At 66.6% G+C, this 15,911-nt stretch carries 13 protein-coding genes; 8 read left to right on the top strand and 5 right to left on the bottom strand.

All coding sequences use genetic code 11. The features are described 5' to 3' along the window. The first annotated feature begins 20 nt into the window (after positions 1-20). Positions 21-794 carry an SGNH/GDSL hydrolase family protein gene (locus tag LK459_RS20390; protein ID WP_227920363.1) on the top strand — a complete coding sequence of 258 codons (774 nt, stop codon included), beginning with the start codon at positions 21-23 and terminating at the stop codon, positions 792-794. On the opposite strand, the gene LK459_RS20385 is transcribed toward LK459_RS20390, so the two are convergent. After that, entirely contained in the window at positions 787-1,191 is a 405-nt protein-coding gene (locus LK459_RS20385) for an NUDIX hydrolase (RefSeq protein ID WP_227920359.1), read from the bottom strand. The two genes, LK459_RS20390 and LK459_RS20385, sit on opposite strands and share 8 nt — an antisense overlap. Before the next feature lie 70 nt (positions 1,192-1,261). Continuing rightward, complete coding sequence (locus tag LK459_RS20380; RefSeq protein ID WP_227920358.1) at positions 1,262-3,751, bottom strand: Tex family protein; 2,490 nt, start codon at positions 3,749-3,751, stop codon at positions 1,262-1,264. 176 nt (positions 3,752-3,927) lie between these two features. Between LK459_RS20380 and LK459_RS20375 the strand changes: the two genes are divergently transcribed. Beyond that, positions 3,928-5,841 (top strand): acyl-CoA thioester hydrolase/BAAT C-terminal domain-containing protein, encoded by a 1,914-nt coding sequence (locus LK459_RS20375; protein WP_227920355.1) that lies wholly within the window; start codon positions 3,928-3,930, stop codon positions 5,839-5,841. Positions 5,842-5,852: 11 nt separating this feature from the next. On the opposite strand, the gene LK459_RS20370 is transcribed toward LK459_RS20375, so the two are convergent. Continuing rightward, positions 5,853-6,872 carry an LLM class flavin-dependent oxidoreductase gene (locus LK459_RS20370; protein ID WP_227920354.1) on the bottom strand — a complete coding sequence of 340 codons (1,020 nt, stop codon included), beginning with the start codon at positions 6,870-6,872 and terminating at the stop codon, positions 5,853-5,855. Positions 6,873-7,052: 180 nt separating this feature from the next. On the opposite strand from LK459_RS20370, the gene LK459_RS20365 reads away from it, so the two are divergent. Genes LK459_RS20365 through LK459_RS20355 form a run of 3 tightly spaced genes read left to right on the top strand, consistent with a single transcriptional unit; the run spans position 7,053 to position 11,947 of the window. After that, the gene (locus tag LK459_RS20365; RefSeq protein ID WP_227920352.1) at positions 7,053-9,014 is read left to right on the top strand and encodes an amidohydrolase family protein; all 1,962 of its coding nucleotides are present in this window, start codon (positions 7,053-7,055) and stop codon (positions 9,012-9,014) included. Beyond that, positions 9,007-10,404, top strand: a complete 1,398-nt coding sequence (locus LK459_RS20360) for an MFS transporter (protein WP_227920350.1) — start codon at positions 9,007-9,009, stop codon at positions 10,402-10,404. Before LK459_RS20365 ends, LK459_RS20360 begins: the two co-directional genes overlap by 8 nt. Before the next feature lie 19 nt (positions 10,405-10,423). Next, the gene (locus LK459_RS20355) at positions 10,424-11,947 is read left to right on the top strand and encodes a pyridoxal phosphate-dependent decarboxylase family protein (protein ID WP_227920349.1); all 1,524 of its coding nucleotides are present in this window, start codon (positions 10,424-10,426) and stop codon (positions 11,945-11,947) included. A gap of 10 nt (positions 11,948-11,957) precedes the next feature. On the opposite strand, the gene LK459_RS20350 is transcribed toward LK459_RS20355, so the two are convergent. Next, complete coding sequence (locus LK459_RS20350; RefSeq protein WP_227920347.1) at positions 11,958-12,791, bottom strand: aldo/keto reductase; 834 nt, start codon at positions 12,789-12,791, stop codon at positions 11,958-11,960. Positions 12,792-12,939: 148 nt separating this feature from the next. On the opposite strand from LK459_RS20350, the gene LK459_RS20345 reads away from it, so the two are divergent. The 3 genes from LK459_RS20345 (at position 12,940) to LK459_RS20335 (ending at position 15,355) form a co-directional block, all read left to right on the top strand. Further along, the gene (locus LK459_RS20345; RefSeq protein ID WP_227920345.1) at positions 12,940-14,016 is read left to right on the top strand and encodes a threonine aldolase family protein; all 1,077 of its coding nucleotides are present in this window, start codon (positions 12,940-12,942) and stop codon (positions 14,014-14,016) included. Between the two features lie 110 nt (positions 14,017-14,126). Beyond that, on the top strand, positions 14,127-14,981 hold the full coding sequence (locus LK459_RS20340) for a sigma-70 family RNA polymerase sigma factor (RefSeq protein WP_227920344.1): 855 nt from the start codon (positions 14,127-14,129) through the stop codon (positions 14,979-14,981). Between the two features lie 137 nt (positions 14,982-15,118). After that, on the top strand, positions 15,119-15,355 hold the full coding sequence (locus LK459_RS20335; protein ID WP_227920342.1) for a hypothetical protein: 237 nt from the start codon (positions 15,119-15,121) through the stop codon (positions 15,353-15,355). A gap of 11 nt (positions 15,356-15,366) precedes the next feature. On the opposite strand, the gene LK459_RS20330 is transcribed toward LK459_RS20335, so the two are convergent. After that, a complete protein-coding gene (locus LK459_RS20330; RefSeq protein WP_227920332.1) occupies positions 15,367-15,861 on the bottom strand; it encodes a flavin reductase family protein in 495 nt (164 codons plus the stop codon). Positions 15,862-15,911 lie beyond the last annotated feature (50 nt).

Below are 15,911 nucleotides of genomic sequence, written 5' to 3'. Positions count from 1 at the left end.
AAGTCAGGAGGTCGATCACTGTGTCATGGAACACATATGTGGCACTTGGTGATTCGTTCACAGAGGGGGTCGGCGACCCGGATCGCACCCGCCCGAACGGGCTGCGTGGATGGGCCGATCGTGTCGCAGAGCAGCTCGCGCTCGGCAATCCCTCACTGCGCTATGCGAATCTCGCGATCCGAGGCCGACTGCTCGATCAGGTACTTGACGAACAGATCGACCGTGCGGTGGCCCTCTCACCGGATCTGATCACCATCTACGCGGGCGGCAACGATCTCATGCGCGGCTCACTCGACCTCGACGCGATGATGGGTCGCTACGAACAGGCCATCGCCCGTCTGCGGGCGACCGGCGCCCGGGTGGTGGTGTTCACCGCATACGACGCGGGATGGGCCCCGGTGTTCCGGCTCACCCGCGGGCGGTGTGCCATCTACAACGAACTGCTCCGCGAGATCGCGGATCGACAGGGCGTCCACATCCTCGACTTCTGGCGGCTCCGCGGCTATGACGACTACCGTATGTGGGATACCGACCGACTTCACATGTCGTCGCTGGGACACACGCGTATGGCAGCCGAGGTGCTCGATCTGATCGGCGCGCCGCACCAGATCGACGTGCCCGCACTCGCGCCCGCTCCTACTCCGACACGCGAGGAGCGTCGACGCGACAACCTCGAGTGGGCGCGGACGTTCCTCTATCCGTGGGTCATGCGGCGTGTCCGCGGGGTCTCCTCCGGCGATGGAATCGCGCCGCGCTGGGCCGAGCCCGTCGCGGCCGCCGAAGCACTCAGCTGAGTCGACGCCGATCGCGTAACAGTGGAAGCACGTGATCGGCGAGCAGGGGCGCCAACAGAACTGCGGGCGCGTCGATGTCGATCCACCTCAGTTCTGCGATCTCGGCTGCGGGCGCGTCGACGCACACAGGGGGATGTTCGAACACGGTGGCCTCGACGAGGTACCCGGCCTCGTTGGCCGCATCGGCAAGGAAGACACCGAGCTCGACGAGGTCGTCGTCGAACAATTCGACCGACAATTCCTCGCGCGATTCACGCAGCGCCGTCTCGCGACGACTCTCGCCGTTCTCTGGCTTACCGCCGGGCAGCATGAACCGGACGGCCCCGCTCTTACGGACGGTCAACAACCTCCCGGCACGGTCGACGATGACCACGGCGGCCACCGTGATCACCGGCATCGGTGTGCTGCTCGGCCTCATCGGCCGCCAACCGGCTCATGCCACCGCATACTGCGCGCCGCGGACGCTGTCACTTTCCGAAGCCGGCGTCGCGCAGCGCCTGAGCCATCGATCCGTTGAGGGGTTGGGACTCACGACGACCCCTGCCCTGACCGCCGCGTGTCTGACCGCCACCCTTCTGTGCACCATTCTTCTGGGCACCATCCTTCTGTGCACCATTCTTCTGGGCACTACCCTTCTGGCCGCCCGACCGTCCCCGTTCGGCCTGCGCGTTGTTGCGCCCACGTGCCGGCCCGCCAGACTCCTGGCCCTTGCGCGCGTCTGCGCGCCGCGCACCGCGGTCGGCGCCGGGGGTCCGGACCTCATCGTCGAGCCGCAGACTCAAGCCGATGCGCTGACGGTCGACGTCGACCTCGACGACCTTGACCTTGACCACCTGCCCTGATTTGACCACCTCGTGCGGGTCGGACACGAAGCGGTTCGCCATGGCTGAGACGTGGACCAGACCGTCCTGATGCACCCCGACGTCGACGAACGCGCCGAAGGCTGCGACGTTGGTGACCACACCCTCCAGCACCATTCCGGGTCTGAGGTCGGCGACCTTCTCGACTCCGGCGGCAAACGTCGCGGTGCTGAACGCCGGGCGCGGGTCGCGTCCTGGCTTCTCGAGTTCGCCGAGGATGTCGGTGATTGTCGGGATCCCGAATCTCTCGTCGGCGAACTCCGCGGGCTTGAGCGACTTCAGTGAACGCTCGTCACCGATCAGCTCGGCGAGTTGCAGGCCGGTACGCTCGAGGATCCGTCGGACCACCGGATACGCCTCGGGGTGCACACCGGAGGCATCGAGCGGATCGTCGCCGTCGGTGATCCGCAAGAATCCTGCGCACTGCTCGAATGCCTTGGGGCCCAAGCGCGGAACGTCGAGAAGCGCGCCTCGACTGCGGAAGCGACCGGCGGCATCCCGATGGCCGACGATCGCCTCGGCCAACCCGGGTGTCACCCCCGAGACGCGGGCGAGCAGGGGTACCGACGCTGTGTTCAGGTCGACGCCGACAGCGTTCACCGCGTCCTCCACCACCGCGTCGAGGCTGCGCGCGAGCGTGCCGGGCGTGACGTCGTGCTGATACTGGCCGACGCCGATCGACTTGGCGTCGATCTTCACCAGTTCAGCGAGTGGATCCTGCAGCCGACGCGCGATCGACACAGCCCCGCGCAGTGAGACGTCGAGGTCGGGAAGTTCGTCGGACGCGTACTCCGACGCCGAGTACACCGACGCGCCGGCTTCACTCACCGTCGCCTTGACCGGCGGCTGCGCTCCGGACGCCTTGATGTCCGAGAGCAGTTCGGCGGCAAGCGAATCCGTCTCCCGCGACGCGGTCCCGTTGCCGATCGCGATCAGTTCGACGCCGTGCCGTGCAACGAGTGCGGCCAACGTCGCTTTTGCGGCGTCCCACTGCTTCTGCGGTTGGTGCGGGTAGATCGCGCACGTGTCGAGCACTTTGCCCGTGCCGTCGACCACAGCCACCTTCACGCCGGTCCGGAAGCCCGGATCGAGGCCGAGAGTGGTCCGGTTGCCCGCGGGGGCAGCGAGGAGAAGGTCCTTGAGGTTCTTCGCGAACACCGCGACGGCGTCGTCCTCTGCGCGCTGACGCAGACGCACCCGCGCGTCGACAGCGGTGCTGATCATGAGTTTCGTCCGCCACGCCCAGCGCACGGTGGTGGCCAGCCAGTTCGACGCCGGCCCGTTCCCGGACAGGTCGACGCCGAGACTCGCCGCGACCATCGCCTGATAGCCCTCGTCGTCACCGCCGGTGAAGTCAACGGCGAGGACGCCTTCCTTCTCGCCGCGGAGCACGGCGAGGACTCGGTGCGACGGCATCTCCTCCAGCGGCTCGGAGAACTCGAAGTAGTCGCGGAACTTCTGACCCGCCGCACTTTTCGCGATCTCCTCCGAGCGTGGAGCGCTGCTGCACGACCCCTGGCGCCAGAAGGTCTCGCGCACCTCACCGACCAACTGCGCGTCTTCGCTGACCCGCTCGATGACAATGTGGCGCGCGCCCTCGAGTGCTGCGGCGGCATCGGTCACCGTGTCGGAGACGTACTCGGCAGCGACGACAGTCGGGTCGAGCGACGGATCTTCGAGCAGTCGGTCGGCCAGCGGTTCGAGGCCGGCTTCGCGCGCTATCTGCGCCTTCGTCCGACGCTTCGGCTTGTACGGCAGGTAGATGTCCTCGACTCGCGACTTCGTGTCGGCGGCCAGCAGAGCGTGCCGCAGTTCGTCGGTCAGCTTGCCCTGCTCCTCGATGGAGGCGAGCACCGCGGCTCGTCGTTCGTCGAGTTCACGTAGGTAACGCAGTCGTTCGTCGAGTTGGCGCAGTTGCGCGTCGTCGAGCGAGCCGGTCACCTCCTTGCGGTAGCGGGCGATGAACGGGACCGTCGATCCCTCGTCGAGGAGCCGGACCGTCGCGGCCACCTGATGCTCGCCGACCTGGAGCTCTTCGGCCAATCGCGCGTTGACCGACTTGATTCCGGAAACAGTCTCGGATGCACTCGAAGTCACTCGGAGCACCCTACCGAAGGGCGCCGACAGCGATTCGTGTGGAGGAGATGCGTGTCGCGGATGTCCGCGACGGCCCACAGGGGACGCGTTTTCGACCCGCGCTTCCGACACCGGCCGTAAAATCCCACGGTGGGGGTCATGTCACGACCGTCGCCCACTAGCGAGAATCGAGCCCCATGGGATTCCTGATCGGCTTCTCCCCCTGGATCATCTACTGGATACTCGTCGGCAACGCATCGTTTCGGGTCGCCGTGATCGTCGCACTTTGTCTCGCAGTCCTGGCCGTTCTCGTTCAGCGACTCCGCCGACAGCCCTGGCACACCCTGGAGATCGGGGCGGTGGTGGCGTTCGCAGCCTTCAGCGTCCTCGCCTTCACCGTCAGCGATTCCTTTCTGGAGCGCTGGCTGCAGCCGCTCGGAAACGCTGCGATCTTCCTCATCGTTCTCGTCGGCATGCTGATCCGACGGCCTTTCGTCCGCGAATATGCACGCGCGACGGTCACCGACGACGTCGCGCGCAGCGACGGGTTCCGCGTGATCACCGCCGCCATGACCTGGATGTGGATAGCCGTCTTCGCGATCATGACCGTTGTGTCACTGATCCCACCTCTCGTGCAGGGTGACGCGACCATCCACGACGGCGCATCGACGTTGTCGATCATCTGCTACTGGGTGATCCCGTTCACGATCATGGGCGTCGCCGGGACCGTCTCCGGGGTGTTTCCGGCATGGTTCTCCTCCCACACCGATGCAATCGACAAGCGCCAGGCTTCCGCTCGCCCCGGCGAGCCGGTCGCCCAGCCGACAGCACCCCCAGACGAGCTGGATCCACGTGTCGTCGTCCACGCGCCGTCGACCAGTCGCCACGACGAACCCTTCTCCATCGGCGTCGACGCACCGGGGATCGCCACGCTCGGCGTCACCGTCTCCGGTCAGGATCTCTACGGACGACTCTGGCGTTGGCAGGGCAGGCTGGCAGGCACCGGACAATCCGTCGACGACATCCTCTGCGGCATGGCATTCACAGGTGAACCCGATCGCGCCGACCTGTTCGTACCACCGGTAGAACCGTGGCAGGTGCGTATCGAAGTGAGCGGCGAACAGCACCGGACGGCGGTCACCCGGCTACGCTCGTCGACGGCCCCCGGCGTGCACGTGACCGAGGTCGACGTCGACGGACGTCCCGGCCTCCTCGCGCTACCGGTAGGCGGGCGCGCTCGTCAGGCAGTCGTCTGTTTCGGCGGATCCGAGGGCGGCTACGACTCACAGCGCGCCGCCATCTCGGCGCTGGCGTCGCGCGGCTTGGTCGCCCTCGCATACAACTGGCTCGACGCCGACCCCGAAGCAGTCCCCGTCGCGAACATCCCGCTCGAGCGTTTCGCCACCGCGATCTCGTGGCTGGCGGCACGAGCGGAAGTTGAATCGAACACGGTTGTCGCACTTGCTATTTCACGCAGCTCCGAGGGCGTGGCGGCTACTCTCGCACGCGAGCCAGACCTTCCGGTCAGCGCATTGATCCTGGTGAGTCCCAGCTCGGTGACCTGGCAGGCCATCGGCGCCGGCGGCGAGATACCCGACACCTCGTCGTGGACCCACCGCGGGCATCCGTGCCAGTACGCACCGCTACCCAGCGGAACCCTCATGCCGCAATTGGTCAGCAATGCCTGGCATCTCTCCCGCGACATCGCCCGGCACGAGCCGACGCTGCTGAGACTGGCGCCCGCCTACAGTGCCGGTCTCGACGCGCTGGGACGCAGCAAGACCGCAACCGGAGTGATCATCTCCGCGGAGAACATCCCGTGCCCGATCCTGTGTGTCAGCGGGTCAGACGACCACCTCTGGCCGTCTGAGCAGATGGCCGACACCCTCCTCGCCCGCCGCCAGACGGCATCGGACAAACACATCCGCTACGACGGCGCAGGTCACCTGCTCCGGCCGGGGCTCTATCCGTCCACAGTCCAGGTGGTCGGCGGCATCGACCTCGGCGGCCGACCCCGCGAGCACGGCCTGGCGTGCCTGGCCCTGACGGACGAGATCGTCGGGTTCGTCGGTTCGGCAGGCAACGTCGACGCCGTGCGCTCAGCGCGGTAGCCATCTCGCGCTCAGCGCGGTGACCACCCGAGCGCAGGGCCGAGGTGCTGTGCCATGTCGGTGATGATCTGCTCGTAATCCTCCGCGTCGAACGTGAACGGCAACGCGAAGGCAACCTCGGTGGCACGCTGGAATCCGGCGTGCGAGAACAACGTCTCGGCGAGTTGTGCCGAGCTACCGACGTAGTCGGGCGAGAACAACATCCCGCGCGGACCCTGCGGAGTGAGCGTGCGCTCGAAGCGGGCCGCCGCGTAGGCCTCGTACTTGCGTACCTGCTCAGGCGTCGCCGAGTCCGTCGGAATGACGACGAGACCCTGTGACACCCGCGCCGATGCCGGGTCGGCGAGGTTCGCCCGGTAGGCGTCGATGTGTTCGCCCTGGATCGTCGCGAAGTCGCGCGACGTCGTGCCCTCGGTGGTGACGACCGAGGAGGTGAGGTAGTTGAGGCCATTGCGCGCAGCCCATTTCGCCGATTCGAGACCGCCGCCGTACCAAACGCGATCGGCCAGTCCTGGCGACTGTGGCTGGACCTTGCGTGAGAACGTCTCGATACCGACAGTGCCCTCGAACGAACTGACCGGCTCGCCGCGCAGATGGGACAACAGTCGCAGGACGCGGTTCTTGGAGAAGTCCTCGAGCTCGTGGGTATCCGGATAGAGAGCGGTCTTGAAATCGTCGTAACGCATCGGAGTGCCCACGGACACGCCGGGATTGACGCGGCCACCGGAAAGGAGATCGACGGTCGCGAGGTCTTCGGCGAGACGAAAAGGGTTCTCGAGTCCGAGCGGGATCACCGCGGTGCCGAGTTCGATCCGACTCGTGCGCATCGACGCTGCGGCGAGCATCGCGACGGGCGACGAGATTCCGAACTGCAGGTGCCGGTCGCGCAGCCAGACGCTGTCGAATCCGAGTTCCTCTGCCGTCTCGATGGTCCGTAGCGTCTCGAGATGGCCTGCCCTCGGATCGGCTTCATCGAAGCGTCCGATGGTGAGGAACCTCATCTTCTCCAACCGTTGACCCTCGCGTGGCATCGTCTCTCCGATCGTGCTCGTTCTCTCGTGACAGTGATACCCGCTCACGCGGGTCTACGCGTCATCGATCTCCCGCCGCACACGACGCCGGACCGATGAGCGGCGGTGACCGCGCCGGACTTTGGCTCATGGGCGTCGAAAAGTCGGCGTCGACGCGTCAGCTCCGTTACGGTGCCGGGAATGACCAGATGTGCGACGGCCGGGTCGCGACCACGAGTACGCGTCGCCCCGAGGTCGATTCTGCTCGCCTGCGCTCTCGCGATCGGCACCGCGACCCTGCTGTTCCCGGCAGCTGCCGGCGCGGCAACCGAGGACGTCTACGCCCTCGCCAACACCTGCGTACAGATCACTGATCCAACGGGGACTCAGGTGGGCGGCCGGTCGGCTCCGTTCACGGCCAAGGCCGCAGGTCTGGGCAGCTACCTGTTCTCCGGGCGGGACGGCCGACTGCTCACCGCGTCCGCGGCCGGCGCTCCGACACTCGTAGCTGGCGCGACTCCCCGCGCCCAATGGAACGTCACCGGCAGCGGGCGTGACTTCACGTTGAGACCCGCGGTCTCGGACAGCGGCGGCGCGCACAACGTCCGCCTCACTCCCGCGACAGGATGCCGGGCGTTTCCCGAACCCGAGATCGACGTGACCGGGCCCGTCATGCGCGGCACCGATCCGCAGGGCAACCTCCGCGGTTTCGTCGATTCCCATGCACACCTGCTCTCCGAGCAGTTTCTCGGCGGAGAGCTGCACTGCGGCAAGCCGTTCGACCCGCTTGGGGTGACCGTCGCACTGCGCGACTGTCCCGACCACGACCCCGAGGGCATTCCGGCGGTGTCCGAACAGGTGCTGTCCCGTCCCGGCCCCCACGCAACCGACGGCTGGCCGACGCTGTCGCAGTGGCCGAGGTGGGACTCACTGACCCACGAGCAGACCTACTACCGCTGGATCGAGCGGTCATGGCGGTCAGGTTTACGCATGATCCAGAACTACTACGTGCAGAACCGCGTCCTCTGCGAGAAGTACTGGCGCGGCGATCAGCCGTGCGACGAGATGGAATCGGTACGTATCCAACACAAGCTGCTCCACCAACTCGTCGACTACGTCGACGCCCAGAACGGCGGCCCTGGAAAGGGTTTTCTCCGGATCGTGTCGTCGGCGGCTGATGCGAGGCGCGTCATCGCCGACGGCAAGGTCGCGGTCACACTCGGTATCGAGATCTCCGAGCCATTCGGATGTCGGGAGGTCTCCGGACGCTCACTCTGCTCGCGTACCGACATCGACCGCGGTCTCGACGAACTGAGGTCCATGGGGATCCGTCAGGTGATCCTCACCCACAAGTTCGACAACGCGCTCGGCGGAACACGTTTCGATCAGGGCGTCACCGGCGCCGCGGTCAACACCGGCGAGCAGATCTCCACCGGCCACACCTGGCAGGTCGAGAAGTGCCGCACCGCGGAGAAGGACAATCCGGTGCTCGGTTACCCGGGTGGGCAGCGCTGCAACGTCCGCGGCCTGACCGATCTCGGCGCGTACGCCGTCAACGGTCTCATCGCACACCGCATGGCCGTCGACGTCGACCACTTCAGCGCGAAATCTGCCGAAGCCGTCCTCGACATCGCCGCCGGGCGCCACTATCCGGGAGTGATCTCGTCACACACCTGGACCGACCCGCACAATTACCGACGTATTCTCGACGCGGGCGGGATCGTCGGACTCTTCGCGACGCCTGCCGAGGCCAGGCCTCGCGAAAAGGGACGCCACGGCGATCTGCCGCCCGATTTCCTGTCGGCGTGGCGGGTTCTCCGCGCGCAACGCGGCCCCGACCACTTTTTCGGCGTCGGCTTCGGTCCGGACATGGGCGGACTCGGTGCGCAGGCACACCCTCGACCGTCGGCGGCACGCAATCCGGTGCGGTATCCGTTCCGCGGCGCCGATGGGGTCACCGCGATCAGCAGGCAGGTCTCCGGACAGCGGGTGTTCGACGTGAATGTCGACGGCACCGCCCACTACGGTCTGCTCCCTGATTGGATCGAGAGTCTGCGCATCCAGGCAGGACCCGTCGACGGACCGCGCGTCGTCGGCGATCTGTTCGCTGCGGCCGAGGCCTATACCCGTATGTGGGAACGAGTCGAGGCCTACCGTGGGTGACCGATCGAACACAGCACCCGACCCCGACACGATCGGTCGGCGAACGCTGCTGTCGTATGCGGCAGGCAGTGTCGGTACCGGCGGATTCGGCACGCTCCCGGGACTGGTACTCGCGTACTACCTGACCGATACCCTGTCCGTCGCGGCGACGGTCGCCTCGGTTGTCGTGGTCGCTCCGAAGATCATCGACGTGGTGGTCAATCCGCTCATCGGAGCCCGCTCGGACGCCCGCGCGATACGTACCGGAAGTCGACGAGCGTTCATGTTGTTCGGCGCTCTAGCCCTTGTTCCGTTGTTCATCCTCATGTTCCTCGTGCCATCGGGCGCGTCACCTGCCCTCGCAGCGGTGTGGGTGTTCGTGTTCTTCACACTTGCCGCTATCGCCTACGGCTTTTTCCAGGTGCCCTACATAGCACTGCCCGCCGAGATCACCCACGATTACCACCAACGAACGCGCCTCATCACCACCCGGATTGCAGTACTGGCTTTCGCGATACTCCTGGTCGGTGCGGGCGGACCCGCGGTCCGCGACGCCGTGGGCGGTGGTCATCTGGGCTACGCGGTGATGGCTGTCGTTGCGGCACTTGTCCTCTGCGCCGGGATGGTCATCGCGACGTTCGGCGCCGCGCCGCGTAGCGGGGCCACGGACATCTCGACCCAGCAACCCCGCCATGCCCGACTGCGTGACGGGCTGACCGCGTTGAGCGAGGTACCCGACTTCAGACTCCTCGTCGCGCTCTTCGTCGTGCAGGCACTCGCGAGCGCGGTGATGCTCGGCGGCGCACAGTACGTCGCGACGTATCTGCTCGGCGATGCGTCGGCGCTGACGTACATGTTCGTCGCGCTTGTCGGACCGGCACTGATCGTGATGCCGCTCTGGTACCGACTAGGCCGCCGATTCGGAAAGGTAACCGGATTGGTGCTGGCGTCGGCGTTGTTCGTCACCGCGACCGCATCGTTGTCGATCGCGGTTTGGGCCCCGGGATGGTGGATGCTCGTATCCGTGGCCGTCGCCGGCATCGGATATGCGGGGATGCAGGCTTTCCCGCTGGCGATGCTGCCGGACATCATCGACACCGACAGACGTTCGACGGGCCACGATCGGGGAGGAGCGATGTCGGGCGTGTGGACCGCCTGCGAGACCGTCGGCCTTGCCCTGGGGCCCGGGGTGTTCCTGGTGATCCTGGCATTCGGCGGATTCGTGTCGTCGAGCGGTGATGCGACAGTCGCGCAACCGGACTCGGCGCTGACCGCCATCGCGTTCGCCTTCTCGGTGGTCCCTTCGCTTCTCGTCGCATGCAGCCTGCTACTCCTCCGCCACTATCGCGACCACACCACCGCCGGACTTCTCCCGGGCCGACCGACCGCAACCCGACACCTCGCACAGTGACCCGTAAGGACCGCCGCCGATGACCCCGCGCGACTCCCCCGCTCCCGGCACACCCGATCCCGTGGATATCCACCATCTGACGGAGCGAGCAGACGCAGCCCTGCAGCTACTGGCGACGTACCGATCGGCGGACGCTCCGACGCACGGTGGGCGGGTGCTGTCCTATGTCTACGACTCGGGGCTCGCCGTGCTCGACGAGGTCGCGGCCTCGGCGGCACGGATGGTGCAGTCGGTCAACGGACTCGATCCGACGGTCTTCGGTTCGGTTGCCGCGATGGAGCGCGACCTCATCGAATTCGGCCGCGTAGTTTTTCACGCTCCGGATGCCGTCGGTTCGGTGACGTCCGGTGGGACGGAAAGCTGTCTGCTCGCGGTGAAAGCTGCCCGCGATCGTGCCGGCGCGACCCCCGGACAGGCGTCCATGGTCCTGCCGACGACCGCGCACGCGGCGTTCCTCAAGGCCGCCGAGCTGTTCGGCGTCGAAGCGATCCGGGTACCCGTGCCGACGCCGTCGACCGCGGTGCGCGCCGACGACATCGCCGGCGCCATTCGCGACGACACGATCCTCGTCGTCGCATCGGCACCGAATTATCCGACCGGCGTGCTCGATCCGATCACGGAGATCGCTGAGGTCACCAGCTCGCACGATCTCGCATTTCACGTCGACGCATGCCTCGGAGGTTTCGCTCTGGCGTGGTGGGACGGGCTGCCGCCGTGGGACTTCCGAGTCGACGGAGTCACCAGCTTGTCGGCCGACCTGCACAAGTACGGCTACGCGCCCAAGGGATCGTCGATTCTGCTGCACCGTGACCGTGACCGGCACCGCGCCCAGTTCTTCTCGATCACTCGGTGGCCCGGCTATCCGATCGTGAACCCGACACTGCTGGGTTCGCGATCCGCCGCGGGGCTCGCGTCGGCATGGGCGGTCAGCCGGACACTGGGTGCCGACGGATATGCCGCACTCACCGCGCGCATCCGTCAGGCCTTCGATGCCGTCGTGGCGGCCATCGACGGCATCGACGGGCTGAGCGTGGTCGGCGCACCATCGGGGCCTGTGCTCGCGGTGCGCACAGATCCCGACGCGGACGAGCCCGTCGACACCCACTTGTGGGGAGCAGCCGTCACCAACCGGGGCTTTGCGCTGCAGGCGCAACCGGCGTTCACGCAACCAGACGGCACCGAACTGCCGGCCACGACACACCTGACCATCACTCCGGTCACAGAGGCTGTGCTCGACGAACTCGTCCCGACACTGAGGAGCGCCGCCGACGAGGTCCGCGGTACACCGCCGCCGGTGGCGCCGAGCGCACTGCGCGAGCTGGCAGCAGCGTTCGACAGCGGAGCCGTCACCGTCGAGCAAGCGCTCGGGTTACCCAGCGCCGCAGCGGAGGAGGTCCTGGTTTCAGCCGGAATCGATCCGCATCGGCACGGCGGCGCGGCGGACCTGGATATGCCCGCGATCATCGCCGCGGTCGAGTCGCTGCCGCGGGAGGTCACCGCACGCCTGCTCGCCGAATTCCTTGCCGCTTACTGCAATCCGTAGCTCGAACGGATCAGAACTCCTCGTAGGTCGCGGGGTCCTGATCATTGATACGGCCATCGGGGCGTCCCAGCGCGGTGATGGCGTCGATGTCGTCTCCGGACAAGGTCACCGACGGCGCCTCGAGGTTTTCCACCTGCCGCTCGGGCGAGGAGGCCTTGGGCAGAGGCAGCGCGCCCCGTGCGACCTGCCACGCCAGCACGACCTGGCCCGGCGAGGCATCGACACGCTCGGCGATGCCGGTGATGACGGGGTTCGTCAGAAGGTCGTTGCCCCGTCCCAGCGGACTCCATGCTTCGGTGATGATGCCGTGCGCACGGTCGTAGGCGAGCGTCTCTTCTTGCGGGAAGTACGGGTGCAGTTCTATCTGATTGACAACGGGCATCACCGAGGTCTCGGCGTGCAGGCGATCGAGGTGCTCCGGCAGGAAGTTGCACACACCGATCTCGCGGACCAGTCCTCGACGTCGTGCTTCGATGAGCGCGGTCCACGCCTCGACGTACTTGTCGACCTTCGGATTGGGCCAGTGGATCAGATAGAGGTCGAGATGGTCGAGACCGGTGCGGTAGACACTCTCCTCGATCGTCGCCAGCGCTTCATCATAGGCGTGATGGCGGCCGGGCAGTTTCGACGTCACGACCACCTTGCCGCGATCGATTGATGCGCGGCGGACCGCCCGGCCCACTGCGCCCTCGTTCTCGTAGTTGAAGGCCGAGTCGATGAGGGTGTAGCCGGTGTCGATGGCACGTGCGATGATCTCCGAGCCGTCAGAACCGTTGAGCTTGAACGTTCCGAAACCGATCGTCGGCAATTCGAACCCGTTGGCGGCGGTGAACACGTCAGGCATCTCGTCTCATCTCGTTTCGTGGCAATCTACTTCGCTGACAACACTCCAGAGTGGCGAAACACCGGCCGATGCGCCACCACAGTCCGACACAGTGCAGCGGAAGTGGCGCGCATTGAGTCGGCGACGTGTCAGTGGGAACGTGGGAGACGTGACCCTCACCTCGTTGCACGATGACACGCGGCATTCCTTCGCCAGCGACAACTACGCCGGAATCCACCCCGACGTCCTCGCGGCTCTGGCAACCGCGAACGGCGGACACCAACCGCCCTACGGCGCCGACGACTACACCCGCCGACTCGGCGACGTGGTCCGCGATCATTTCGGAGACACGGCCGAGGTGTATCCACTGTTCAACGGCACGGGCGCCAACGTCGTCGCGCTGTCGGCCGTGCTCCCCCGATGGGGAGCGGTCATTGCTCCGCTCAGTGCGCACATCAACACCTCCGAAGGGGCTGCACCCGAACGTCTTTCGGGAATCAAGGTGATCGGCGTGGACACCGCCGACGGCAAATTGACTCCCCCACAGATCGAGATGGAGGCGCTTGCCCTCGGCGACGAGCAACTCGCGCAACCCCTCGCCGTGAGCATCACGCAGGTGACCGAACTCGGCACCCTGTATACGGCTGTGGAGATCGCTGAACTCTGCGAGACCGCGCATCGCCTCGGGATGGCCGTCCACGTCGACGGCTCACGACTCTGGAACGCCGCAGCCGCACTCCGACAACCCTTTCGGGAATTCCTGACCGACGTCGGCGTCGACATCGTGAGCCTCGGTGGCACGAAGAACGGAACCATGGCCGCCGAGGCCGTCGTCGTCATCGACCCGGCCCGGGCGCCGGGGGCCGGGTTCCTGCGCAAGTCGACGACCCAGTTGTCGAGCAAGATGCGGTTCACCTCGGCACAGTTGCTCGCCCTGTTCGACGACGACCTCGGCATTCGCAACGCGACGCACTCGAACGCCATGGCGGCGCGGCTGCGCGCCGCGCTGGAGAGGGGAATCGCTGACGGTGCGCTGACCGGGCTCGCGTTGTCCCAGCGGACGGAGTCCAACACCGTCTTCGCGCGACTGCCCAACGAGACCGCCGACCGCATCCGCGAGAAAGTGCACTTCTACGACTGGGACCGAGGCGTGGGCGAGGTGCGCTGGATGACCGCCTGGGACACCACCGCCGACGACGTCGATCGATTCGTGGAGGCGATCCGCTGGGGATTCGCGCAGCGGTGAGCGCACCGTGAGAGGCCGATTCCTGCTCGACACACCGGTCAACCTTCCTGTCACAACTGTGCCTGCTACCACGTCGATGATGTGTGAACAGATATGAAAAGAGAAGCGGCATGGACGAGAGGCGCCCCGACCTCACCATCGAATTCGAACGTGAACGATCGCGACTGGTGCGGCTGGCGGCACGCGTACTCGGCGACGACACCGAGGCACACGACGTGGTGCAGCAGGCGTGGTTGCGGATGAACTCGACGGACGCCGTCATCGAGAACCTGCCCGCATGGCTGACGACAGTGACCAGCCGACTGTGCCTGGACCGGCTGCGCGCACGGGTTCCCGAGGCCGCGGAACCGACGGTGGACGAACGCTCCGACGACCCCGACCCGGCGGACACCGTGGCGCTCGCCGATTCCGTGGGACTCGCACTGACCATGGTGCTCGACCGCCTCACCCCTGCCGAGCGTGTGGCGTTTGTGATGCACGATTCCTTCGGCTTCGACTTCTCGACCATCGCGTCAGCACTCGACGTCACGCCGACCACAGCACGAAAACTCGCGTCACGCGCACGCGCCAAGGTCCGTCAGCCCACTCCTGACGATGCGCTCGCCGATTGGGAGATCGTCGACGCGTTCATGAATGCGGCTCGCGACGGTGATTTCGAGCGGCTGCTCGAGTTGTTGGCGCCAAACGCCGAGGTGCGGGCCGATGATGAGGCGATCGCAGCCGGCACCCCGGGCGCGATCGACGGCCGTCGCAGCATCGCGGAGTTCTTCAACGGCAGCGCCAGTGCTGCGCTGCCGGTCCTTGTTGACGAACGCCCGGCAGCGGCGTGGTTCCACCGCGGCGCCGCAGCCGTTGTGTTCGATTTCGAGCTGGTCGACGGTGACGTTGCCCGCATCACCTTCCGGGCCGACCCCGCACTTCTCTCGCGGGTTATCCGACGCGACCGGGACACGCCGCGAATCTGACCCCCGTCGCACCTCGGCCTCATGCGCCGGGTGCTCGGCAACCGCGTCACGTTTCCGGTCGCCGCGTCGTCAGCAATGTGTACCCCATCAGCAATCCGCGGCGGAGAACCGCTGTCGCGAAAACGAGGAGTAAGTCGATGAAGACCATGACCTGCATCCAGCTCGGAGGCCCCTGCGACCTGGCGCACCACGGTGCCACCGCGGACGAGATCATCAAGGCCCAGGATCAGCACCTGAAGGAAGCCGAGAAGCTCGGCGACGCCAGCCATCAGAAGGCGAGGGATGCGATGAAACGCCGGTGGCGCCACCCGCGGCAGTCACTGGGTTGGTACACGGGCATCAAGCAGACGTTTGCCGGACTACCCGAGGACTGATCACCGCGGGATCAGTCCAGCGTGTGAAATGCGCGATCCCGGTACACCATCGGTGCTCCCGCCGGGCCGAGCCGGGTCTCGATCACCTCGGCGAGCACCAACGTCGACGACCCGACGGCAACCGTCGAATCGATCACGCACCTCAGCGCCGCGTGCGCGTCCTCGAGAATCGGCTCACCCGAGTCGAATCGGGTCCAGCCCTGCTCCGGGGTGAATCGAGGCGCCCCCGGCTGCGCGAACGCCCGCGCAACGTCGACGTGGCGGGCGTCGAGCAGGCTGATCGCGATGCTGTTGGCCGACAGCGCCGCCCCCGCGCTCCCCCGCGAACTGGTGACCGAGAACGAGACCGCGAACGGGTCGACCGCCACGGAGGCGAGGCTGGAGACCGTCAGACCAACCAGACCATCGGGACCGTCTGCGGCAACGATCGCGACCCCGGCGGGATGGAGACGAAACGCGGTGGTGAAGGCCGTGCGTGCATCCACCACGTCAGACAATGGCTGCATGCCGTCGACGATAAGACTTCAATGCGACTTGAAGTCCACGGGTTGCGACG

Origin of the sequence: Gordonia otitidis, assembly GCF_020735545.1 — a bacterium.
GTDB lineage: Bacteria > Actinomycetota > Actinomycetes > Mycobacteriales > Mycobacteriaceae > Gordonia > Gordonia otitidis.
This window is presented reverse-complemented; position numbering and strand designations above follow the sequence as displayed.